Below are 21,698 nucleotides of genomic sequence, written 5' to 3'. Positions count from 1 at the left end.
CGACGCGCATCCGGACACGGTGCAGATCGGCTGGATGCTGCCCCACGGCGGATACGCCGACGTGCTCGAAGCGGGCGTGGACCGACCGGCATCGCCACTCACGAGGGCTCCCGCAACCGGCGCGCCCCCACCACCGACACCGCGGGCAGCACCGCCAGCGCCAGCAAGGCCCACTGCAATCCGGCCGCGTTGGCGAGCGCTCCCACGGCAGGCGCGGCCACCCCGCCGACGCTCACCGCCAGTCCAAGCGTCACCCCGCTGGCGGTCCCGAGCCGGTTCGGCAGGTAGTCCTGCCCCAGCGTGACGTGCAGCGAGAACGGCACGTACAACGCCACCGCCGCAAGCGCGACCAGCGGAAACACGCCGTATCCCGGCACCAGCGCGATCCCGGCGACCGCAGGCACCGCCGCCGCATACGACACGCGGACCGTGCGGATGCGCCCCCACCTTCCAGCCAGCACACCGCCCAGCAGCGTGCCCAGCGCGCCGACTCCGAACAGCACCACCAACGCCACCTCCCCGGCGAGCACACTGCCGGTCCGCTGCGTGACCCAGATGGCGAGGAAGGTGTTGAGCGAGAAAGCCGCGATGGAGCGTCCGACGACCACGACGGTCAGCCAGCCGAACTGACGCCAATCGTCGTGCCCGGCGTGCGCCCGGTGTCGCGCGGCCGAATGCAGGTCGCTCATCCGCCGGAACAACGCGGCGATCACCACCCCGGCGACGAGCGCGGGCAGCACCAAATACGGCGTCGCGCCGAGTCCGCCCGCTTGCAGCACCGGGGTGACGACGATCGGCCCGAGCGCGAAACCGACGTTGCCGCCCAAGGAAAACCAGCTCATCCCGACGTGGCCGCGCCCGGCGATCCGACGGGCGATCCGCGCCGATTCCGGGTGGTAGGCCGCGACGCCGAGGCCGGACAGCGCGATCGCGAGCCAGGTCAGCGCGTAAGAATCGGCGAGCCCGGAGAGTCCGATCCCGGCCCCGGCGACCGTCATCCCCACCGGCACGAGCCACGGCATCGGCCGCCGGTCGGTCAGCACGCCGAACAGCGGCTGGACCACCGAGGACAGCAGCGTCGCGGCCACCGTGATCCCGGCCGCGGCGAGATAGCCGTAATGCCGCTCGGCGACCAGAAACGGCACGAGTGCGGGGACCGCGCCCTGGTAGAGGTCGTCGACCGCGTGGCCGAGCACCATCAGCGGCATCGGCCAGCGCGCGGTCCGGGCCGGGAGTGTCGTCGTCACCCGATCATCGTCAGATCGGGGTGGGTCTTCGCGATTCCGTTATTATGCCGAGTTATGTCGATTTCCGGCCATCTGCCCGCGGCTCCCACGAACATCCGGGACCTGGCGGCGACCGCGAGCATTGCCGAGCACTGGCACGACGAGCACCAGATCGTCTACGCCAGCAGCGGCGTCCTCGCGGTGCACACCGACCGGTCGCGGTGGATCACGCCCGCGCACCGAGCGCTGTGGATTCCGGCGGGCACCGTGCACTCCCACCGCGCTTACGGCGTCACGCGGCTGCACCTGTTCGGTTTTCCGCAGGAGCTGAGCCCGTTGCCGGTGACCGAGCCGACCGCGCTCGCAGTCACTCCGCTGCTGCGGGAACTGCTGATCGCGTACACCGAACTCGGCGAGGACCGTGCGACGCCTGCCGGACAACGGATGCGGGCGGTGTTGTTCGACCAGCTCACCCTCGCGCCGGAACGTCCGGTGCAGGTTCCGGCCGCGCACGATCCGCGGCTGGTCGCCGTGTGCCAACTGCTGGAGGAAGATCCTTCTGACTCGCGCAGTTTGGCAGCGCTGGGCCGGACCGTCGGCGCCAGCGGCCGGACACTGACCCGGCTGTTCCGCGCGGATACCGGCATGACGTTTCCGCAGTGGCGCACCCAGCTCCGGCTCTATCACGCCCTGCGGCTACTGGTGGAGGGTCGATCGGTCACGGCCGTGGCGCAGCAGTGCGGGTTTGCCACGGCCAGCGCGTTCATCGACGTGTTCCGGCGTTCCCTTGGTCATACGCCGGGGTCTTATCTCCACAGTGGACAGACCGGATCCGGCGGCGCACCACGAGACTCGCCGCCAGCCGGTTGACGCCGAACGAGACGAGGATCAGCCCGGTCGCGTCGAGCAGGTGCGCGCCGAGAACGCTGGCCAGCGCGAATGAGCCGACGCGGACCGCGAGAAAGACCGCCCACAGCACGATTCCCGCGCCAGTGAGCCGATACTGCAGCACGCCTGCCTGCCGGAACCGCGTCACGTAGCCCATCGCGGTGCCGGTGCCCGCGACCAGGACGAGTTCGCCGACCAACAGCCAATCCGCCGACTCGAACCCGCCGCCCAGCTCGAACCCGAGGTAAACCAGCCCCACCGCGATCAGGAGAACCGGCATCAGCAGCATCCGCCGCGGTTCGGCGGAGCGCCACTGGAACTGCCGCACGATCAGGATTCCGATCCCGAGCGCGAGGAGCACGTCGTCGACCATCGCCAACTCCATCACTGGTGATACTTCCCCGAATGTATCACCAGTGATTGAATGGGGCCATGCGCGCCGCCGACCTGCACCGACTCGCCCGCGCCCTGCGCGAGATCGCCCTGACCAGCACCGGGAACACCGGCGCGGATCAGGTCAACGCGGGAGAACTGGCGGTGATCGAGGACGTCTCGCGCAATCCCGGCGCGACGATCAGCGACGTGACCCGCCGGACCGGGCTGGCGCAGAGCCTCGTCTCCCGGATCACGCACCGGATGGCGGACGCGGGCGTCGTGCGCGTGCGTCCCGACGAGAAGGACCGGCGCAAGTCGCGACTGGAGATCGAACCGTCCGCCCGCGCGATGTTCCGCACCCGCGCGGACGGTTCGATCGCCTCAGCCTTGGCCGCGCACGCACCGAAACTCAGTGCCGTGCAGCGGAAAGAACTCACCCACCACCTCGCCGAGGCGGAGCGACTGCTGCGAGAAGGTCAGGAATAACTGCGCGGCGTCCACACGATCGACCGCCCGTCCGGCCCTTCCTCCACGACCGTGCGCGAAGAACCCACAATCAGCAGGCAGCGCATGTCCACTGTGGCCGGATCAAGCTCGCCGAGCGTAGTAACCCGAACGTCTTCCTCCGGCCCGCCGACATCGCGGGCCACCACCACCGGTGTCTCCGGATCCCGGTGCCGCAAAAGGACTTCCCGCGCGTTCGCCAGCTGCGTCACCCGAGTCCGCGAAGCCGGGTTGTACAACGCCAGCACCAAATCCGCCGCACCAGCCGCGTCGAGGCGACGTTCGATGATGTCCCACGGCTTCAATCGGTCCGAAAGGGACAGCACGCAATAGTCGTGCCCCAACGGCGCTCCGACGCGCGACGCGGCCGCCTGCGCCGCCGTTACCCCGGGCACGATCCGCACCCGCGCACCAGCGCCGTTCCCGGCCGAAACCTGTTCCAGCACCGCCGAAGCCATCGCGAACACGCCCGGATCCCCGGACGACACCACGGCCACCCGCGCACCCGTCGCGGCCAGCTGCAACGCCTCGACCGCCCGGTCCGCCTCGACCCGGTTCCCCGACGCGTGCCGCTGCTGCCCCGCCCGCTGCGGAACCCGCGCGACATACGGCCCGTAGCCGACGATGTGGTCCGCCGCCGCCAATTCCGCGGACGCTTCCGGCGTCAACCACTCCGGCCCGGCCGGACCGAGCCCGACGACCACGACCTCGCCGCCCTCCACCGGTGCCGAAGCGCTCGCCGGAACCGCCGGTTCACCGTCCACACGCGACTTGTAAGCCGGGCTTGGCAGCAATGCCAAGGAGAAATACGGGACCGACTCCGGGTCGACGTCCGCGAACGGCTCCACCCGCTGCTGTCCCCAGGTCGCCCGCTCGACATACCAGGCGTCGTCGAGCTTGCCCGCCTCCGCGAGCGCTTCCCGGACAGAACCGAAGGTACGGCCCAATTTCAGCACCGTCGCCGCTTCGGTGTCCGCGAGCCGCCGCGCCAATTCGGGCGCTGGCAACGTTCCCGGCAGCACAGTGAGCACTTCGTCCCGCTGCACCAACGGGCGGCCGAGCACCGACGACGCCGCGCTCACCGACGTCACGCCGGGAACCACCTCGGTCTCGAACCGCCCGACAAGCCGCTCGTGCATGTACATGTAGGAGCCGTAGAAGAACGGATCTCCCTCGCACAGCAGCACCACGTCACGCCCGGCGTCGAGATGCTCGGCAAGCTTTTTCGCGCTCAGCTCGTAGAAATCGGCGATCGCGCCTTCATACCCGCCGGGATGGTCGGTGGTCTCCGTGGTGACCGGATAGACCAGCCGCTCTTCCAGCTGCCCCTCGCGCAGATACGGCTCGGCCACCGACCGCGCGATGCTGCGCCCGTGGCGCGCGCTGTGGTAGGCGATGACGTCCGCCTCGCCGATCAGCCGCGCTGCTTTGACCGTCATCAGTTCCGGATCGCCGGGGCCCAGCCCGACGCCGTACAGCCGCCCCGTCATTCGACCGCGCTCGCAATCGCGTTCACGGCGCCGACGGCCATCGCACTGCCGCCGCGACGGCCGTGTACGACCAGATACGGCGCGGGCGCCCGCTTCGCCAGTTCCACTTTGGACTCAGCCGCGCCGACAAACCCCACCGGCACCCCGATGATCGCGGCCGGTGCGCCGACGCCCTCGTCCAGCAGCTCCAGCAACCGGAACAACGCGGTCGGCGCGTTCCCGATGGCCACCACCGAACCGGGCAGCCGATCGCGCCACAGCTCCAGCGCGGCGGCCGACCGCGTGGTGCCCAGCCGTTCGGCCAGCCCGGGCACGCTCGGGTCGGCCAAAGTGCAGACGACGTCGTTCGCCGCGGGCAGCCGTTTGCGCGTGATGCCGCTGGCGATCATCTGCGCGTCGCACAGGATCGGCGCACCCGCCTCCAGCGCGGCGCGGCCCGCCTCGACCACGTCGAGCGAGTACCGCAGGTCGTCGACCAGGTCGACCATGCCGCAGGAGTGGATCATCCGGACCGCGACGCCGGCGACGTCGTCGGGCAGGATCGCCAGGTCCGCCTCTTCGCGGATCGTGGCGAACGAGTGCCGGTAGATCTCGGCCCCGTCCCGCAGGTAGTCGATCACGAAGGTCCCTTTCTCGCCAACGCATCCGCCAACTCGGACGCCGGGGTCCAGCGTCCGTCGACACGGTAGCCGCCGGGTTCGGCGACGACGTCGCGGTGGGCCCCGGACGGCCGTCCGCACCGCCGGGCACAGCCCGAAACGTGCACCAACTGCCCGTCCGCGACCAGTGTCGCCGCGTCCGCGCGGACGTCGGCGAGAGACTTCGCACACCCCGGCGCGCCGATGCAGGCGCTAAGCTCCGCCGTCGCCGGATCCGTCGACAGTCCCGCCGCGTGCAGTAGCTCGACGTCCGCGCCGCCGGGCAGCAGCACCGAACGCCACGGCGTGACCACGGCGTCGCCGAAGTCCGCGAGCGTGCGCAGCTGCGCGGCAGTCAGCTGGCCAAACCGCGGCGCGACCCCGACCGCCTCGCCGCCGTCGTCGCGCTGGATCCGGCCGACCGTTGGGTCGATTCGGCTCGGCCGGGGTTGCGGCGCTTCCCGCGGACCGTCCGGCAGCAGCGTCGAAGGATCGTCCAGCTCTCCGATCCGCCACGCCGAACCTCGCGTGCGCGCAAACGTTTCCGCCACGGTGAGCAGCGCGAACACCGCCTCGTCGCGCGGCACCGGCCAGCCGGAATCAGCGCCCGCCAGCAGCACCACACCGGTCGACTCGCTGGTCGCGCGCCAGCAAACGTCCGTGCCCACGACGTCGCCGCGACCGTCGTCAAAGCCGAAGAGAAACCGTCCCGGCAGCTCTGCGAGCTCCGGCCGCGCGCACAGCTCGCGATCCAGCTTCGCGGAAAGCCCCCGGACGTCCGCGAGCCCGCCGCGAATCCCGCTCAACGGCGAAGCCAGGACGTTCCGCACGCGTTCGTGACTCGGCGACGGCAGCAACCCGGCTTCGGTCAGCCGTCCCGCCAAGCCCGGACGGCGCACTCCGCGCAGCTGGACGTTCGCCCGCGAGGTCAGATGCACGTCGCCGTCGCCGAGGTCTTCCGCACAGGTTGCCAAGGCGCGCAACCGATCCGCGCTCACCACGCCGCCGGGAAGCCGGACCCTGGCGAGCGGCCCGTCCGCCGCGTCGTGCGTCGCGAAGACTCCGGGACAGGCGTCGGCGCGCACGCGGGCAGGGCTGGACATGGCGCTCACTGTAACCCGCGGCTGATTCAACAGGCTTGCGATCATATGTAGTACATCTGCTACATTCCATCGCACAGGGAGGATGGGGGTTATCCAATGAGAGATCAAGCGGACACCGTGCTCCGCGTCGAAGGCCTGCGCATGCGCTACGGCACGAACGACGTGCTGCACGGCACGTCGTTCACCGCGCACCGCGGCGAGGTGCTGTGCCTGCTGGGGCCGAACGGGGCGGGCAAGACCACGACGATCGAAATCCTCGAAGGGTTCCGTATGCGGTCCGCGGGCGAGGTTTCCGTGCTGGGCACCGACCCCGCGCGCGGCGGCGAGGATTGGAGGGCGCGGCTGGGGGTCGTCCTCCAGTCCTGGCGCGACCACGGCAAATGGCGCGTGCGCGAACTGCTCGACCTGCTCGGGTCGTTCTACGCGCCGTACTCCACCGACCGGATCCGCCGCCCGTGGGACACCGACGAGCTGATCGAGGCGGTCGGGCTTTCCGAGCACGCGGGCAAGAAGATCCGGATGCTGTCCGGCGGGCAGCGGCGCAGGCTGGACGTGGCGATCGGCATCGTCGGCCGTCCCGAGCTGCTGTTCCTCGACGAGCCGACGGCCGGGTTCGATCCGCGGGCGCGGCGCGATTTCCACGAGCTCGTGCACCGGCTCGCCGACGACGACACCACGATCCTGCTCACCACGCACGACCTCGACGAGGCCGAGAAGCTCGCCGACCGGATCCTGATCCTGAGCGGCGGCCACATCGTCGCCGACGGTTCGCCGGACCAGCTGAGCAGGCAGATCGCGGGCGAGGCCGAGGTGCGCTGGACGGTCGACGGACAGCGGTTCGTGCACTCGACCACGGAGGCGACGAAGTACGTGTACGAGTTGTTCAAGCAGCACGGCGAAGCGGTCGCCGACCTGGAGGTCCGTCGCGCGTCGCTGGAGGACACCTACCTGACGCTCGTGCAGCGCGCGGAGTCCGGGCTGGCTGAAGCAGGTGCGCGATGACGGCGTCGGCACAGCGGACCGCGGCGCGGGCCGGACTCCGCCGCGGGTTCATCGAATTCCGCCAGCAGTGGACGAACCGGGACGACCTGATCGGCCAGCTCGTCTGGCTGGCGATGATCTTCGGCACGCTGTTTTTCATGCGTGACGCGCACCTGCCGGGCACCTCGTTCTCGCTGGGCGCCGCGACGGTGCCCAGCGTGATCGGCGCGGGCCTCGTGTTCAACGGCATGTCCGCCGTCGCGGGCTCGCTGATCGTCGACCGCGAGGACGGCACGTTGCTGCGGGCGAAGGCGACGCCGAACGGGATGTTCGGCTATCTCGTCGGGAAGATCACGACGTTCTCGATGATGCAGGTCGCGAGCATCGTCGTGATGCTGGTGCCGTCGTTGTTCCTGTTCGACGGGCTGGCCCCGGACGGGTTCTTCTCGATCCTGAACCTGGTGTGGGTGCTCGCCGCGGGCCTCGTCGCGACCATGCCGATCGGCGCCGCGATCGGCTCGCTGATCCAGGACTCGCGGATGATGGCGCTGGTCATGCTGCCGGTGCTCGGGCTCGGCGCGATCTCCGGGATCTTCTACCCGATCACCGCGCTGCCGGTCTGGCTGCAGGACGTCGGGCAGGTGTTCCCGATGTACTGGCTCGGCCTCGGCATGCGCTCGGCACTGCTGCCCGACCAGGCGGTCGTCGTCGAAATCGGGCAGTCGTGGCGGCCGTGGGCGACCCTGGGGGTGCTGCTCGCGTGGGCCGTGATCGGATTGGTGCTGGCCCCGATCCTGCTGAAGCGGATGGCCCGGCGCGAATCGGGGTCGTCGGTGGCGGCGCGACGGGAAAGGGCACTTCAGCGTGTGTGAGGCGCGGTGAGCGAGAACGTCTACAACCGCATCGCGGTGCTGCGCGCCGAACGCGGCATCTCGCGGCGGCAGCTCGCGGACGCGCTCGGCGTGCACTACCAGACCATCGGGTACCTGGAGCGCGGCGAGTACAGCCCGAGCCTTTACCTCGCGTTGCGGATCGCGGAGTTCTTCGAGGTCGCGGTGGAGGTGCTCTTCTCCACCGCGCCCTTCCCGCGCATCGGGGACGAAAGCAAGCCCGCGTGAGGGTCTGCTCACCTTGACGGCGCGGGTGCGCCCGGCGAGAGTAAGAGCGCACACGCGTCGGCACGCGGAGGAACCCGGTGCGAATCCGGGGCGGTCCCGCCACTGTGACCGGCGGCCCCGCGGCCGCCGGCAGCCAGGAACTCCCGCCGGCGACACCGTCGACCCGGGGCGCGGACACCCCGAGTGAGGAACGCCGTGATCCTGCTGCTGTCCACTTCGGACACCGACCTGCTCAGCGCCCGGGCCAGCGGCGCGGACTACCGGCTCGGCAACCCGTCCCGGCTTCCGCTCGGCGACCTGCCCGGGCTGCTCGAGGGCTGCTCGATCGTCGTCGTCCGGATTCTCGGCACGCCGCGGACCTGGCAAGAAGGCCTGGACACGCTGCGCGCGTCCGGTGCGCACGTGGTCGTGCTGGGCGGCGAGCAGACGCCGGACGCGGAGCTGATGAAGCTCTCCACGACTCCGGCCGGGATCGCCGCCCAAGCGCATCTGTACCTCGCGCAGGGCGGTCCGGAGAACCTCACGCAGCTGCACCGCTTCCTGTCCGACACCCTGCTCCTGACCGGCGAAGGCTTCGAGCCGCCCGCCGAACTCCCGTCGTGGGGCGTGCTTTCGCGGCCGGCTCCGGCGGGTGATGGCCCGGTCATCGGGATCCTCTACTACCGCGCGCACCACCTGTCCGGAAACACCGGCTTCGTGCACGCATTGGCCGACGCGGTCGAGTCCGCGGGCGGCCGGGCGTTGCCGATCCACACCGCGTCCCTGCGCACGCGCGCGCCGGAGATGATGGCTGAGCTCGGCAAGGTCGACGCCCTGCTGGTCACTGTGCTCGCGGCGGGCGGCACCCGTCCGTCGGAAGCCGGAGCCGGCGGGGACGACGAATCGTGGGACGTCGCGGAAATGGCCGCGCTGGACGTGCCGGTGCTGCAGGCGTTGTGCCTGACCAGCGACCGCGAAACCTGGTCCGCCAGCGACGACGGCCTGTCCCCGCTCGACGCGGGCAACCAGATGGCGGTACCGGAATTCGACGGCCGGATCATCACCGTCCCGTTCTCCTTCAAGGAATTCGACGACGACGGCCTCCCCCGCTACATCGCCGACGCCGAACGCGCCTCCCGCGTCGCCCGCATCGCTCTCGCGCACGCCCGGCTCCGCCACACCCCGCCTGCTTCCCGCCGGATCGCCCTGATGCTGTCCGCGTACCCCACGAAGCACTCGCGCGTCGGCAACGCAGTCGGCCTGGATACTCCTGCTTCGGCGATCAAACTCCTGCGCCTCATGCGCGAACGCGGCTACGACCTCGGCACGGACGCTTTCCCCGGCGTCGACCCGACCGGCACCGACCAGCCGGACGGCGACGCCTTGATCCACGCCCTGATCGCCGCGGGCGGCCAGGACCCTGAGTGGCTCACCGAAGAACAGCTGTCCGGCAACCCGATCCGCGTCCCCGCCGCCCGCTACCGCTCGTGGTTCGCCGCCTTGCCGGTCGAGTTGCGGGAAGCGATGGAAGAACACTGGGGCCCCGCACCGGGTTCGCTGTATGTCGACACGTCGGCAAACCCCGAGGGGGACATCGTCCTGGCGTCGCTGCAGTCCGGCAACGTCATCCTGATGATCCAGCCGCCCCGCGGGTTCGGCGAAAACCCGGTCGCGATCTACCACAACCCGGACCTGCCGCCGAGCCACCACTACCTCGCCGCCTACCGCTGGCTGGAAGAGGAATTCGGCGCGCACGCCGTCGTCCACCTCGGCAAACACGGTTCACTGGAATGGCTGCCCGGCAAGACCGCAGGCCTCTCCGCCGCCTGCGCACCCGACGCGGTCCTAGGCAATCTGCCGTTGGTGTACCCGTTCCTGATCAACGACCCCGGCGAAGGCGCGCAAGCGAAACGCCGCGCGCACGCGACCATCGTGGACCACCTGGTCCCGCCCATGGCCCGCGCGGAATCGTATGGCGACCTGGCCCGCCTGGAGCAGTTGCTGGACGAGCACGCCAACATCGCCGCGATGGACCCGGCGAAGCTCCCGGCGATCCGCGCCCAGATCTGGACTCTCATCCAGGCCGCGAAACTCGACCACGACCTCGGCGTCGACGAACGCCCGCACGACGCGGAGTTCGACGACTTCCTGCTGCACATCGACGGCTGGCTGTGCGAGGTCAAGGACGCCCAAATCCGCGACGGCCTGCACATCCTGGGCGAGGCCCCGGTCGGCGAGGCCCGCGTCAACCTGGTCCTCGCGATGCTCCGAGCCCAGCAAATGTGGGGCGGCAAGCAAGGCGCCGTCCCCGGCCTCCGTTCCGCCCTTGGCCTGAAGGAAAACTCGGACGCCCCGCTGTCCGAAGTGGACGCCATCGAAACCACCGCGCACACCTTGGTTTCTTTGATGGAGACCAACGCGTGGTCACCTTCTTCGGTCTCTTCAGTGGTGAGCGAAGTCCTGGGCACTTTCGATGCCGAAGTCGCCCGCGTCCTGACCTTCGCCGCCACCGAAATCGTCCCCCGCCTGGCCGGCACCTCGTCCGAAGTAGACGCAGTCCTGCATGCACTGGACGGCGGCTACATCCCCGCCGGCCCCAGCGGTTCCCCTTTGCGCGGCTTGGTGAACGTCCTGCCGACCGGCCGGAACTTCTACACCGTCGACCCGAAAGCCATCCCCAGCCGCCTGGCCTGGGAAACCGGCCAGGCCCTGGCCGACTCCCTGCTCCGCCGCTACCGCGAAGACACCGGCGACTGGCCCCGGTCCGTCGGCCTGTCGGTCTGGGGCACCTCCGCCATGCGCACCTCCGGCGACGACGCCGCCGAAGTCCTGGCATTACTGGGAATCCAGCCGGTCTGGGACGAGGCGTCCCGCCGCGTAACCGGCATCGAGCCCATCCCGCTGTCCGAACTGGGCCGCCCGAGGATCGACGTGACAGTCCGCATCAGCGGCTTCTTCCGCGACGCTTTCCCGCACGTCATCACCCTCCTGGACGACGCCGTCCGCCTAGCCGCTTCCCTGGACGAACCGGAATCCTCCAACTACGTCCGCGCCCACGTAGCCGCGGACCTGGCCGCACACGGTGACAATCGCCGAGCCACCACGCGAATCTTCGGCTCGAAACCAGGCGCATACGGAGCCGGCCTGCTCCCGTTGATGGACTCCGGAAACTGGCGCGACGACAAGGATTTGGCCGAGGTCTACGCAGTCTGGGGCGGCTTCGCCTACGGCAGGGATTTGGACGGCCGCCCCGCGCGCGAGGACATGGAATCGTCGTACAAACGCATCGTGGTGGCCGCGAAGAACACGGACACCCGCGAACACGACATCGCCGACTCAGACGACTATTTCCAGTACCACGGCGGAATGATCGCCACCGTCCGCGCCCTGACCGGCTCCGCCCCCGCCTCGTACGTCGGCGATTCCACCACGCCAGATGCCGTCCGTACTCGAACCCTGGGCGAAGAAACGGCCCGCGTCTTCCGCGCACGGGTGGTCAACCCGAGGTGGCTGTCCGCCATGCGCCGCCACGGCTACAAGGGCGCTTTCGAACTCGCGGCCACTGTGGACTACCTGTTCGGCTTCGACGCGACCGCTGGTGTGGTCGGCGACTGGATGTACGAGAAGTTGTCGCAGTCGTATGTCTTGGATGAGGAAAACCAGCAGTTCCTGCGGGACGCGAACCCGTGGGCTTTGCGGGGAATCATCGAACGCCTGACGGAGGCTGCGGACCGAGGGCTGTGGGAAGAGCCGGATCCGGAGTTGCTGGCTGAGATGCGTGAGGTGTACCTGACGCTGGAAGGCGATCTGGAGAACGACTGAGCCTCGTCGCGGGTGGCCTCGGCTGGTTCGGATTCGGCCAGCTGAGGCCACCCGGCGAACTTACCGCTGGCGTGCTGCTCCCCTTCGCGGCGATTCCATTCACGGGCCCCTACCCGCCGTCCCGCCGCAACCGACGGCCTCATGCGCTGTCCCAGCTCATCTGGCCGTACCGCGCCCGCGCCGAGCTTGCCCGCGCCTTCTCGAAGGACTCACTAGGCCAGCCGCTCCACCGGCCTCCGCTACCCGGGCACCCGCTCCGCCGAACAGCCGCCGTCACCGCCCGTCACCGCCAGTCAGCCACCGTCACCGCTGTCCCGCCAACCCCCATGCCGATCAGCCGCACGCTCCGCGTGCGAGAGTCCTCACCCTGCTGCGCGGCTTACCTCGGCCACGCACGCCGCCCCTCCAGCGCCCGCCCCCGCGTCCACCCGCAGCGTGAGCCCTATCGCCAAGCCCGCCCAGCCCAGCCACGCCACCACCACTGCTCCCGCCACCACGCACCGAGCCGTCCGAGCTTTCCCCGCCGCCCGACCACCGCAGTCCTCGCGCCGCGCCCCCTGGCGGCACCCGTCCAGTCCAACCGCACCGTCACCGTCTCCCCTTCCCCCAGCGGACCACTCGCCCCCGCGGTCCGCGTCCCTTTGCGCGGAACCGTTGCGCCACAAGGGTGAACCCGCTCCCACCGAATTCCGGCATACGCCCCGAACCCGTCCCCCGCCGGACAAGAGCAGCCGACCGCACCTTGACTTCATAATGGTCTAGTCCAATGCTTACCGCATCAAATTTTCCGCATGTTCGCCGGAGGACAGATGCAGCGAAGCAGACTGGCCGCCACACTCGTCGCCGCCGCTACCGTGGCCGGAGCAGCTGCCGTGGTGGCCGCGACCGCCCACGCGCAGACCGGGACGTCGACCGGCCTCGACAACAATTGGTACGCCGCCGCGCCGTACCTCATGCCGCAGAGCAACAACCCGCCCGACCCGGTGACCGTCATGAACGCGACCGGGCAGAAAGCGTTCCAGCTGGCCTTCATCCTCGCGCCCAAGGGCGGCGGATGCAGTCCCACCTGGGACGGCACATCGCCGGTTTCCTCGGACACGACCGTCGGCGACGCGATCAACCGCATCCGCGGCAACGGCGGCGACGTGTCGGTTTCGGTCGGCGGCTACGGCGGCACGAAGCTGGGCCAGACCTGCGGCACTGTCGACGCGACCGCCGCCGCCTACCAGCAGGTCGTGGCGAAATACAACCTGAAGGCGATCGACTTCGACCTCGAAGAACCCGAGTACGAAGACACCGCTGCCATCGCGAACGAACTCGGCGCCGCGAAGAAACTGCAGGCGGACAACCCCGGGCTGTTCGTCTCGGTGACCATGCCGGGAACCGCCGCGGGCACCGGCTGGTTCGGCACCCAGTTGCTGGACCAGGCGAAGTCGATCGGCTTCTCCCCCAACGACTTCTCGATCATGCCGTTCGACGGCGGCTTCACCGGCGGCGGCGCTTCGCAGGTCTCGGCACTGGAAGCGTTCCACGGCCTGCTCCAGAGCCACCTCGGCTGGGACAGCGACACCGCGTATTCGCACGAAGGTTTCTCGGGAATGAACGGGAAATCCGACTCGTCGGAATACTTCAACGTTTCCGATTTCCAGACCGTGTACGACTACGCGACGAGCCACCATCTCGGCCGGTTCACTTTCTGGGCAGTGAACCGCGACCGGCAGTGCACGACGACGACCGACAACAGCGTGTGCTCGAACGTCCAGCAAAACGACTGGGACTTCACGAAATTCACCACCCGGTTCGCCGGCGCGACCCCGCCGCAGACCACTCCGCCGACGAGCCCGACCAGTCCGACCAGCAATCCCCCGGGCACCTGTTCGGCACCGGAATGGCAGAAAACGCAGGTCTACACCGGCGGCACCGTGGTTGCGCACAACGGCCACAAATGGACCGCGAAATGGTGGACCCAGGGCGAGGAACCCGGCACGACCGGCCAGTGGGGCGTCTGGACCGACAACGGAGGCTGCTGACCGGCTAGTTTTCCCGATCGGGCGCTGCGACGCGGATTCCGTGCCGCAGCGCCCGATCCGTCAATTGTATTGAGAAATCAGGGACGAACGCCGGGAAGGTGCGTATTCGCCCGGCGAACCTCCGAGGCCAGCGCCGGCACCTCGATCACCCGCCGTCCAGCCGCGACGAGCCGCTCGACTCCTTCGGCCTCAACGAACAACGACGGTTCCCGCCAAGCCATCACTACGCGCGGAATGGCCGTTTCGAGGATCAACTGCGTGCAGCTTTTCGGATGGGACGCACGATCGCTGCACGGTTCGAGCGAGCTGTACATGGTCGCGTCGGCGAGCCGCGGGTCGTGCGGATCGAGCTTCGCCAGCGCGGACTCTTCCGCGTGGTTGTGCGGATCGCCTTCGCCCGAATGCCCGGTGGCGAGCACCGTCCCGTCCGGCAGCCCGACGACCGCGCCGACCCGAAATGTCGAACTCGGCGGGCACTCGTCGGCAAGGTCGATGGCCTGGCGCAACCGCAGCAGATCGAGCGACGACGGTTCAGCCGCGGCGCGATACCGCAGCACCGCGACGTCCCCGAGCCGCCGCACTTCGGTCAGCTCCAACGGTCGCGGAAACGCTCCCGGCCCGAGAAACCGCGGCGCGCGCGGGTCGCCGACCATGATCGGCGCGACCGCGAGCCGGAGTTCGTCGGCGAGCCCGGCGTCGAGGAACTGCGTGTGGACCGCCCCGCCGCCCTCGACGAGCAGCGTCCGGATCCCCCGCGCGCCGAGGTCGTCCAGGACGCGCTCAAGCTGCGGCGGACTGCCGACATCCACGACAGTCGCGACCGCGCTCAGACTGTCCGCGCTGCCTCGCGGCGCATAGACGAGCTTCTCGGTGTCGCCGACGGTGAAGAACCGCGACGTCGGATCCAGCTTGCCGCTGCTGGTGACCGTCACTTTGACCGGTTGCTCGGACAGTCCTGCTGCTACGCGCTCGCGCCGCAGTTCTGCGGAGCGCACGAGGAGCCGCGGGTTGTCGGCCCGCACCGTGCCCGCGCCGACGAGGATGGCGTCGGCCTCGGCACGGAGCAGGTCGACCTCCGCGAAGTCGTCCTCGTTGGACAGGATCAGCCGCGTGCTGCCGGCATCGTCGAGGTAGCCGTCCAGCGATTGCGCCGCGGACAGCAGGACGTGCGGCCGCCCGGTCATGGTGCCCATCCGCTCATCGTGCTCCGGCCAGGTCAGGCAGGCACCACGGCGTACTGGCGGACGTACAGGTCGGTGTAGGTCACCGGTCCGCGCGGACCCGGCACCCGGTCGAGGTTGATGCCGGTTTCGGGCACCGCGAGCAGCTTGAAGCCGTCCAGCAGCCGGGTCGGCGCGTTCCAGAACACGCCGGTGCCGGTGTAGCCGTCGAAGAACTGCTCCGCGGCCGCCGGGTTCTCGGTCGCGATCCCCGCGGCCAGTCCCGAGGTGCGCTCGTTCGCGATCTCGACCGCGTCGACGAGTCCGCCGACCTTCTCCACCGTGACGGTCGCCTCCCGCTCGGAGTCCAGCGCCCACTCGTAGCCGATCGGATGCTCGTGCGGCGCGAGCGAAGGCGTGACGCCACGTTCGGCCAGCGCCGACTCGATCTGCGGCCACACCGTGTCGTGCACGTCCTCGTGGATCAGCAGCAGGTTCAGCCGGTTGCAGACGCCGAGCCGGTCGAGGCTCGAGAACACGAGGTCACGGACCTTGCCCGCATCCGCAGCGGCGTCGACGTAGAGCACCCCGCCGCCGTCGGCATGCGCCAACGTGCGCACCCCGTGCACCGCGGCCTCAGTCGCCAGCGCACGCGTGCTGTCGCCACTGCCGCGGAGGATGACGAGCGGCACGAGCCCAGGCAACCGAACCAGCGCCGACGCCGCTTCCCGCTCGACGCGCGGCACCAACTGCACGACGTCCGGGTTGATCCCGGCGGCCTCGAGCGCGGGCGCGATCACGACGTCCCGCAACCGCTGCGCCGACCCCAGCGCCGCCGACCCGGTCCGCAGCACGCCGCCGTTACGCGACTTGACCAACTGCGACGCCACATCGACCGTCACGTTCGGCCGCGCCTCGTAGTTCGCGCCGATGACACCCACCGGACGCCGCCGCTCGACCAGCCGCAGCCCACCGTCCAACGTGGACACCGGAACGGACCGCTCCTGGTGCGGCGCGCCAGCCAGCAACCGCAGCTGCGCGGCCATCCCGTCGAGCCGCTCGGGCGTGATGGCGAGCCGGTCGAGCAGACCGGCGCTCATGCCGTCGGCCGTAGCCTTGGCGACGTCGGCCCGGTTGGCCTCGAGCACCTCGTCCCGGTGCGCGACGAGCCGCTCCGCCATCCCGACGAGCGCCGCGTCCACCGCCTCGTCCCCGGCGGCAGCCAACGACGGCGCAGCCGCCTTCGCCGCCCGCGCACACTCCTCGACGGCCTTCGCGACCTCGTCCATCGCCTGTCTCCCTCCGGCGGCTCAGCAGACGTCCAGTCTGCCGTACCGCCCACATGGGGAGACGACGGGCTCAGCCCTCGGGACACTCGCGGCACCAGTCTCCTGGTGGACAACATGGTCGACAACGCCGCCGCTCACGACCGTCGCGTCCATGTCCGCGGTCTGCCGCCTGAGCCGGGGACGCGCCTACGCCAGCCACCGACGCTGCTGGTGTCCGGTTGGTGCTTGGGCCCACGATCGCGTCGTCACACCGCCACGCGGCCGTGCCGACCGCCGCCGCGCCACCCGCTCAGCCCGCCAATCGCCGCGACCTCAGACGGACACCCAGGCCAGGAGACAAGCCGCGACCGCGAGCCCATCGACTGCTAGAGGAGCCACACAGCAGAGCCCCGCACTCACGACACCCGCAGCGTCACCAGTGCCCAGCACCACGGCCGAACCCAGCGCCCCACGGCGTCAACACGCGCAACTCAGCAGCTGCCTTCCCACGCCAGTCCCAGCCCACGGCCAGCCGCTCCACCGCAGCCGTGCACTCACGACGTCAGCACGCACAGCCCAACCACCGGCCCCGCAGCGACTCGACGCCCACAGACGTCGCCGCCGCGCCACCGACCAGTCCGCCACAACCCAGCGACCCCACGCACTCACCCCACGCAACCGAGCAACCAGCCCGCGTGCCAGCTCGCCCCACGCAACCGAGCAACCAGCCCGCGTATCAGCTCGCCTCACGCGACCGAGCGACCAGCTCGCCACAGCCCAGAACCACAGCGGCAGCATCACAACGCCAACGGCTGCAGCAACCACAGCCCGCCCGCGATGACACAGCTCACCGTGAGCACGCCGAACACCAGCACCCACAACACCGCGGGCACGGCGGTCAACCGGCTCAGCTGATCGGCGTCGGAGTCCCGCGCCTGGCCACGTCGCCGTTTGAGCTGAAGCTCCACCACCGGCCGGACCCCGCCGAACAGCAGGAACCACGTCAGCAGATACACGAACGGCGCCTGCACGACCTTCGGCGCGACCAGAGCCACGAGCCCGAGCACGATGGCGCTCGCGACCACCGTGAACACGCCATAGGCATTGCGCACCATGATCAGCACACCGAGCAGCAGCAACGCGACCAGCACGAGCACCGCGGTGATCAGGTCAGCCCCGACCAGGCTCGCGAACAGCAGCCCCAAGACCGACGGCGCGACGTACCCGGCCAAGGCCGTGAACGCCATGCCCGGCCCTTCGGGTTTGCCGCGCGACACGGTGACCCCGGAGGTGTCCGAGTGCAGCCGGATCGACCGCAGCCGCCGTCCGACCGTCACCGCTGCCAGCGCGTGGCCGGCCTCGTGCACGATCGTGATGACGTTGCGGGCGAACCGCCACGGCGTCCCGCCGGCGAGCACCACCAGCAAGGCGATGCCGCCGGTGACCAACGTGATGACGCTGGGCGTGTTCGCCTGTTCCAGCGCCGCACCGACTGTCCCAGTGCCCGCTGCCATGGCCGCACCAGAGATTTCCCCGGTACCCGGTCGAGCACTGAGCACAGTCGAGACGGCGAGTACAGGCGTAGTCACGCGGACACCTCACCACAGGCGCTATTTGGCCCCTGTGAGTGCCCAGGCAACAACCGTCGGCCGCGATTCGGTATGGGCGGCGGCTCACTCCATAACGTCTCCCTCCTGTCGATCCGCGACTTCAGCAACCGCTCAGTCCGCCACCTCCCCGGATTCCGACGTCCGCAGCCGATCGAGCCGGAAGAGATGCGCGACCCACGACCGATACGGACGCCAGTCATCAGCCAGTGGTTCGAGTTCGTCCGGCGGCGTGTCGGGAGGCAACGCGTACTCCGCGCACAGCATCTGGTGAAGCTGGGTGTCCAGCCGCGGGAAGAGATCGGGATGTCCCGCGCCGTGCAGCAGGATCTGCTCGGCGGAGAACGCTCCGATGCCCGGAATCGCGCACAGCCGCGTCATCGCGTCGAGGATCGGCAGCGCCAGCAGCTCTTCAGCGTCCAGGCGGCCATCAGCTGCCGCCCGGGCGACAGCTCGAAGGCGCGCGAGCCGGAACGGTCCCACCGACGGTTCGTCGCCCAACTCGGCCAGAATCTGCGGTGCGGGAAAGGAAAACGGCCCATCCTCGCCGACCTTACGACCGTGTCGCACCGCGAGCTGTTCCCGGAACCGCATCGCCTGCCGGGCACGCATTCCTTGGGTGAGCACGGCCCAGCAGGCTGCTTCGTACGGCGACGAATACAGCACCGGGCGCGCTCCGCTGTGGCGGGCCTGCAACCGCCGGACCACGGAGTCGCGGCTCGCGACCTCGGCGAAACCGGATTCGTCGACGTCGAGCGAGAGCATCCGGCTCACCTGCGCGACGACCCGCGCGGCAATCTCCACCGGCGCCGCCACGCCGACTTCGACCGTGCCCGGGGATCTCTGCCGGATCGCGGCCCCGGCGTGGGTCCAGGTCCCCTCCGCCGGGAACGCCAACCGCAGCACGCCCGGCTCGGCCGCGAAGGATCCGACCGGACCCGCCCCGGCGAGCCACTGCGCCGCGGCACTCAGGTCGAAGGCCCCGTGCACGGCGATTTCACCGGTGGGCAGGTCGATCGGACGCAGGATCGGTGCGGTCATCAGACAGTCCTCCTCGCTGGGCCTCCGCGGGTCGGAGACCGTGCTGACGACGTTAGGAACAGGCACCGACAATGCCGGGCGTCGAACGCTTGATCGGGCCGATCTTCACTCGAACGAGTGAGCCATCGATGCCGCATACTGCCGGTATCCCCACCGAGAGGACCCCCGTGCCCCACCACAGCACCCAGCAACGGCTCACCGACCTGCTCAGCGAACCGGCCACCACGGCCGACGGCTTCCTCGACACGCTCGGCGACGCTGCCCAAGCCGGTCCGCCCACCGGCCTCACTCAGCGGCTCATGCGCACCACGCTGCTGCCGCAGGTCTACGAACGCTATTGGCGGCCAGTGCTCGGCCGTGTCCTCAAAGGCCCCAGCGGCCCGAGCATGGCCGACGAGGTCGCCCTGGCCGCCGAACGTCTCGCGCTGCAACCAGGTCAGGTCGTGCTCGACGTCGCGTGCGGCACTGGCCGGTTCACGCGCGCGTTCGGCGACGCAGTGGGACCGGACGGGCTTGCGATCGGTTTGGACGGAGCACGCAGCATGCTTTCGCGCGCGGTCGAAGAAACTGATTCACCGGCCGTGACCTACCTTCGCGCCGACGCGGTCGAGCCGCCGCTGCTTTCGTCCACTGTGGACGCAATTTGCTGTTTCGCCGCCCTGCACATGTTCGCCGAGCCGGAACGCGCGCTTGATTCGTTCACGCGAGTTCTGCGTCCCGGCGGCCGGATCGTCCTGCTCACGAGCGCTCGCCGCGACTGCCAGGTGGCCCGGATCGCCGATACCGCAGGAGGAATCGTCAGCGGACAACGCATGTTCGACCGCGGGGAGATCGCGGCCAGCCTGCGCGCGCGTGGCTTCGACGAGGTGCGCGAGCAGTACTTCGGAGTCGCCCAACTCGTCTCCGGTCGACTGTCCGACGTGCGGTGATCCATTTTTGTCGGGGTTCGGAGATAGCATTCCCCGCATGACCCACGCCGCACCTGTCCCGCCCGACGACAGCCACCTCCGTTCCCTCATCGAAGCCACCGCCGACGCCGTGGCCGCCGCCGAACCGCTCGGCTCCGACCACACCGGAGCCGACGCGGAAACCCGTGCCGCGGTTGAAGAAGCAGTGCGGTCCCGAGCTGACGAACTAGTCGCGCTGAGTCAGGATCTGCACGCGCATCCGGAAGAAGGGTTCGCCGAACACCGGTCAGTCGGCGCGCTCGCCGAGTTGCTGCGTGCGCACGGGCACGAAGTCGCCGTCGGGCTCGGCGGGCTGGATACCGCCTTGCGCACGGGAACTCCGGACAACGACGGACCGCACATCGCAGTCCTGTCCGAGTACGACGCGCTGCCCGGATTGGGACATGGCTGCGGGCACAACGTTATTTGCACTGCCGGAGCCGGCGGGTTCCTCGGCGCGGCGGCAGTGGCCGAACGACTCGGCGGTCGTGTGTCACTGGTCGGCACTCCCGCGGAGGAAGGCGGTGGCGGCAAGGAAACGCTCGCGCGGGCCGGGATCTTCGACGATGTCGACGCGGTGATCATGCTGCATCCGTTCAGCCACGACATCGCGCTGCACCCGTTCCTCGGCAGGCGACAGCTGGAGATGGTGTTCCACGGCGTTGGCGCGCATGCTTCGGCGCAACCGTTCATGGGGCGCAATGCGCTCGACGCGGCGGTGGCGGCCTATCAAGGAGTGTCCGCGCTGCGGCAACAGTTGCCGTCGAGCGACCGAGTGCACGGCATCTTCACCGATGGCGGTGCGCGGCCGAACGTGATTCCAGCCCGGGCGGCTCTTTTGTTCTACCTCCGGTCGGCGAATCCGGAGACGCTGCGCGACCTGGCCAACCGGATGACTGCGATCGCCCACGGCGCAGCAGAAATGACGGGCTGCGGGGTGGAATTGCACTGGGACGAGCAGCCGGCGTACCTGCCGATCCGGTTCAACACCACGCTGGCCGGGCGGTGGACGGTCAATCAAGAGGGCACCGGGCGGAAGCCGCTGCCGCCGGGCATCGTGCCGGAGTTCCTGACGGGGAGCACGGACCTCGGAAATTTGTCGTTCCGAATGCCGGCGCTGCATCCGATGATCGCGGTGTCCGGTCCGACGGTCGCATTGCACACCAAGGAATTCGCCGAGGCCGCCGGATCGCCGACGGGCGATCAAGCGGTCGTCGACGGTGCGCTGGGCCTGGCTCTGACAGCCGCCGACTATCTCGCCGACGCGGACCTGCGCAAAGCCGTGCACGACGAGTTCGAGGCATCGGGAGGGGCGCTGGACGTGCCGAGTTTCTTTGACTGATTCGTGGTGGGAGAGACGGAGAAGCGGGATGACGATGGGCCGTGAGGCTGGGGAGGAGGTGCTTCGGACGGCTTGACGGATTTGGCCGGAGTTGCGCGCTGGTTTGGCTGGAGGTTCGCGCAGGTTGAGCTGACGCTGTGGCAGTCGCGTGGCGAGCCCTGTCGGGCTCTAGTCGGCGG

The 21,698-nt window shown here is 69.6% G+C and carries 18 protein-coding genes and 1 riboswitch; of the genes, 9 read left to right on the top strand and 9 right to left on the bottom strand.

All coding sequences use genetic code 11. The annotated features are described in order from the left end of the window. Nucleotides 1-98: 98 nt before the first annotated feature. Complete coding sequence (locus ACWDNU_RS22465) at nt 99-1,247, bottom strand: MFS transporter (protein WP_449670333.1); 1,149 nt, start codon at nt 1,245-1,247, stop codon at nt 99-101. A 54-nt stretch (nt 1,248-1,301) separates the two neighbouring features. Here ACWDNU_RS22465 and ACWDNU_RS22460 point away from each other — a divergent pair, with 54 nt between their 5' ends. Beyond that, nucleotides 1,302-2,096, top strand: a complete 795-nt coding sequence (locus ACWDNU_RS22460) for an AraC family transcriptional regulator (RefSeq protein WP_449670332.1) — start codon at nt 1,302-1,304, stop codon at nt 2,094-2,096. On the opposite strand, the gene ACWDNU_RS22455 is transcribed toward ACWDNU_RS22460, so the two are convergent. After that, nucleotides 1,990-2,487, bottom strand: coding sequence for a hypothetical protein (locus ACWDNU_RS22455; RefSeq protein ID WP_449670331.1), 498 nt, complete (start codon nt 2,485-2,487; stop codon nt 1,990-1,992). The two genes, ACWDNU_RS22460 and ACWDNU_RS22455, sit on opposite strands and share 107 nt — an antisense overlap. A 59-nt stretch (nt 2,488-2,546) precedes the next feature. Here ACWDNU_RS22455 and ACWDNU_RS22450 point away from each other — a divergent pair, with 59 nt between their 5' ends. Beyond that, nucleotides 2,547-2,975, top strand: a complete 429-nt coding sequence (locus tag ACWDNU_RS22450) for a MarR family winged helix-turn-helix transcriptional regulator (protein WP_449670330.1) — start codon at nt 2,547-2,549, stop codon at nt 2,973-2,975. Here ACWDNU_RS22450 and ACWDNU_RS22445 read toward each other — a convergent pair. Genes ACWDNU_RS22445 through cobG form a run of 3 tightly spaced genes read right to left on the bottom strand, consistent with a single transcriptional unit; the run spans nt 2,966 to nt 6,224 of the window. Further along, nucleotides 2,966-4,483 (bottom strand): precorrin-2 C(20)-methyltransferase, encoded by a 1,518-nt coding sequence (locus tag ACWDNU_RS22445; RefSeq protein ID WP_449670329.1) that lies wholly within the window; start codon nt 4,481-4,483, stop codon nt 2,966-2,968. The genes ACWDNU_RS22450 and ACWDNU_RS22445 overlap by 10 nt on opposite strands. Then, nucleotides 4,480-5,103 (bottom strand): precorrin-8X methylmutase, encoded by a 624-nt coding sequence (locus tag ACWDNU_RS22440; protein WP_370935195.1) that lies wholly within the window; start codon nt 5,101-5,103, stop codon nt 4,480-4,482. Before ACWDNU_RS22440 ends, ACWDNU_RS22445 begins: the two co-directional genes overlap by 4 nt. Beyond that, nucleotides 5,100-6,224: a precorrin-3B synthase gene (cobG, locus tag ACWDNU_RS22435; RefSeq protein WP_449670328.1), complete on the bottom strand. Its 1,125-nt coding sequence runs from the start codon at nt 6,222-6,224 to the stop codon at nt 5,100-5,102. The genes ACWDNU_RS22440 and cobG overlap by 4 nt, the downstream gene beginning before the upstream one ends. Nucleotides 6,225-6,320: 96 nt before the next feature. Here cobG and ACWDNU_RS22430 point away from each other — a divergent pair, with 96 nt between their 5' ends. The 5 genes from ACWDNU_RS22430 to ACWDNU_RS22410 all read left to right on the top strand — a co-directional run bounded on the left by ACWDNU_RS22430 (nt 6,321) and on the right by ACWDNU_RS22410 (nt 14,154). Beyond that, nucleotides 6,321-7,226 (top strand): ABC transporter ATP-binding protein, encoded by a 906-nt coding sequence (locus ACWDNU_RS22430; protein WP_370935193.1) that lies wholly within the window; start codon nt 6,321-6,323, stop codon nt 7,224-7,226. Then, the gene (locus tag ACWDNU_RS22425; RefSeq protein ID WP_370935192.1) at nt 7,223-8,077 is read left to right on the top strand and encodes an ABC transporter permease; all 855 of its coding nucleotides are present in this window, start codon (nt 7,223-7,225) and stop codon (nt 8,075-8,077) included. Before ACWDNU_RS22430 ends, ACWDNU_RS22425 begins: the two co-directional genes overlap by 4 nt. Nucleotides 8,078-8,083: 6 nt before the next feature. Continuing rightward, nucleotides 8,084-8,323, top strand: a complete 240-nt coding sequence (locus tag ACWDNU_RS22420) for a helix-turn-helix transcriptional regulator (protein WP_037354504.1) — start codon at nt 8,084-8,086, stop codon at nt 8,321-8,323. A 68-nt stretch (nt 8,324-8,391) separates the two neighbouring features. Beyond that, nucleotides 8,392-8,465: riboswitch (cobalamin riboswitch) on the top strand. 53 nt (nt 8,466-8,518) lie between these two features. Continuing rightward, a complete protein-coding gene (gene cobN / locus ACWDNU_RS22415) occupies nt 8,519-12,124 on the top strand; it encodes a cobaltochelatase subunit CobN (RefSeq protein WP_449670338.1) in 3,606 nt (1,201 codons plus the stop codon). An 809-nt stretch (nt 12,125-12,933) separates the two neighbouring features. After that, nucleotides 12,934-14,154, top strand: coding sequence for a chitinase (locus ACWDNU_RS22410; RefSeq protein WP_449670327.1), 1,221 nt, complete (start codon nt 12,934-12,936; stop codon nt 14,152-14,154). A 77-nt stretch (nt 14,155-14,231) separates the two neighbouring features. Here the strand turns inward: ACWDNU_RS22410 and ACWDNU_RS22405 are convergent, their stop codons facing one another. The 4 genes from ACWDNU_RS22405 to ACWDNU_RS22390 all read right to left on the bottom strand — a co-directional run bounded on the left by ACWDNU_RS22405 (nt 14,232) and on the right by ACWDNU_RS22390 (nt 19,230). Continuing rightward, nucleotides 14,232-15,338, bottom strand: a complete 1,107-nt coding sequence (locus ACWDNU_RS22405) for a dihydrofolate reductase family protein (RefSeq protein ID WP_449670337.1) — start codon at nt 15,336-15,338, stop codon at nt 14,232-14,234. Nucleotides 15,339-15,370: 32 nt separating this feature from the next. Further along, nucleotides 15,371-16,603, bottom strand: a complete 1,233-nt coding sequence (locus ACWDNU_RS22400) for an aldehyde dehydrogenase family protein (protein ID WP_449670326.1) — start codon at nt 16,601-16,603, stop codon at nt 15,371-15,373. A 776-nt stretch (nt 16,604-17,379) separates the two neighbouring features. Beyond that, nucleotides 17,380-18,096 (bottom strand): M50 family metallopeptidase, encoded by a 717-nt coding sequence (locus tag ACWDNU_RS22395; RefSeq protein WP_370935189.1) that lies wholly within the window; start codon nt 18,094-18,096, stop codon nt 17,380-17,382. Between the two features lie 207 nt (nt 18,097-18,303). Then, nucleotides 18,304-19,230: a DNA-3-methyladenine glycosylase family protein gene (locus tag ACWDNU_RS22390; RefSeq protein ID WP_449670325.1), complete on the bottom strand. Its 927-nt coding sequence runs from the start codon at nt 19,228-19,230 to the stop codon at nt 18,304-18,306. A 167-nt stretch (nt 19,231-19,397) separates the two neighbouring features. Here ACWDNU_RS22390 and ACWDNU_RS22385 point away from each other — a divergent pair, with 167 nt between their 5' ends. Then, on the top strand, nt 19,398-20,159 hold the full coding sequence (locus ACWDNU_RS22385) for a class I SAM-dependent methyltransferase (protein ID WP_449670324.1): 762 nt from the start codon (nt 19,398-19,400) through the stop codon (nt 20,157-20,159). A gap of 37 nt (nt 20,160-20,196) precedes the next feature. Continuing rightward, nucleotides 20,197-21,519, top strand: coding sequence for a M20 family metallopeptidase (locus ACWDNU_RS22380; protein WP_449670323.1), 1,323 nt, complete (start codon nt 20,197-20,199; stop codon nt 21,517-21,519). The last annotated feature ends 179 nt before the right edge of the window (nt 21,520-21,698 follow it).

Source organism: Amycolatopsis sp. NPDC003676, from assembly GCF_053587275.1.
Note: the sequence above shows the minus strand (reverse complement) of the source record. Positions and strands in the feature narration are given on the sequence as shown.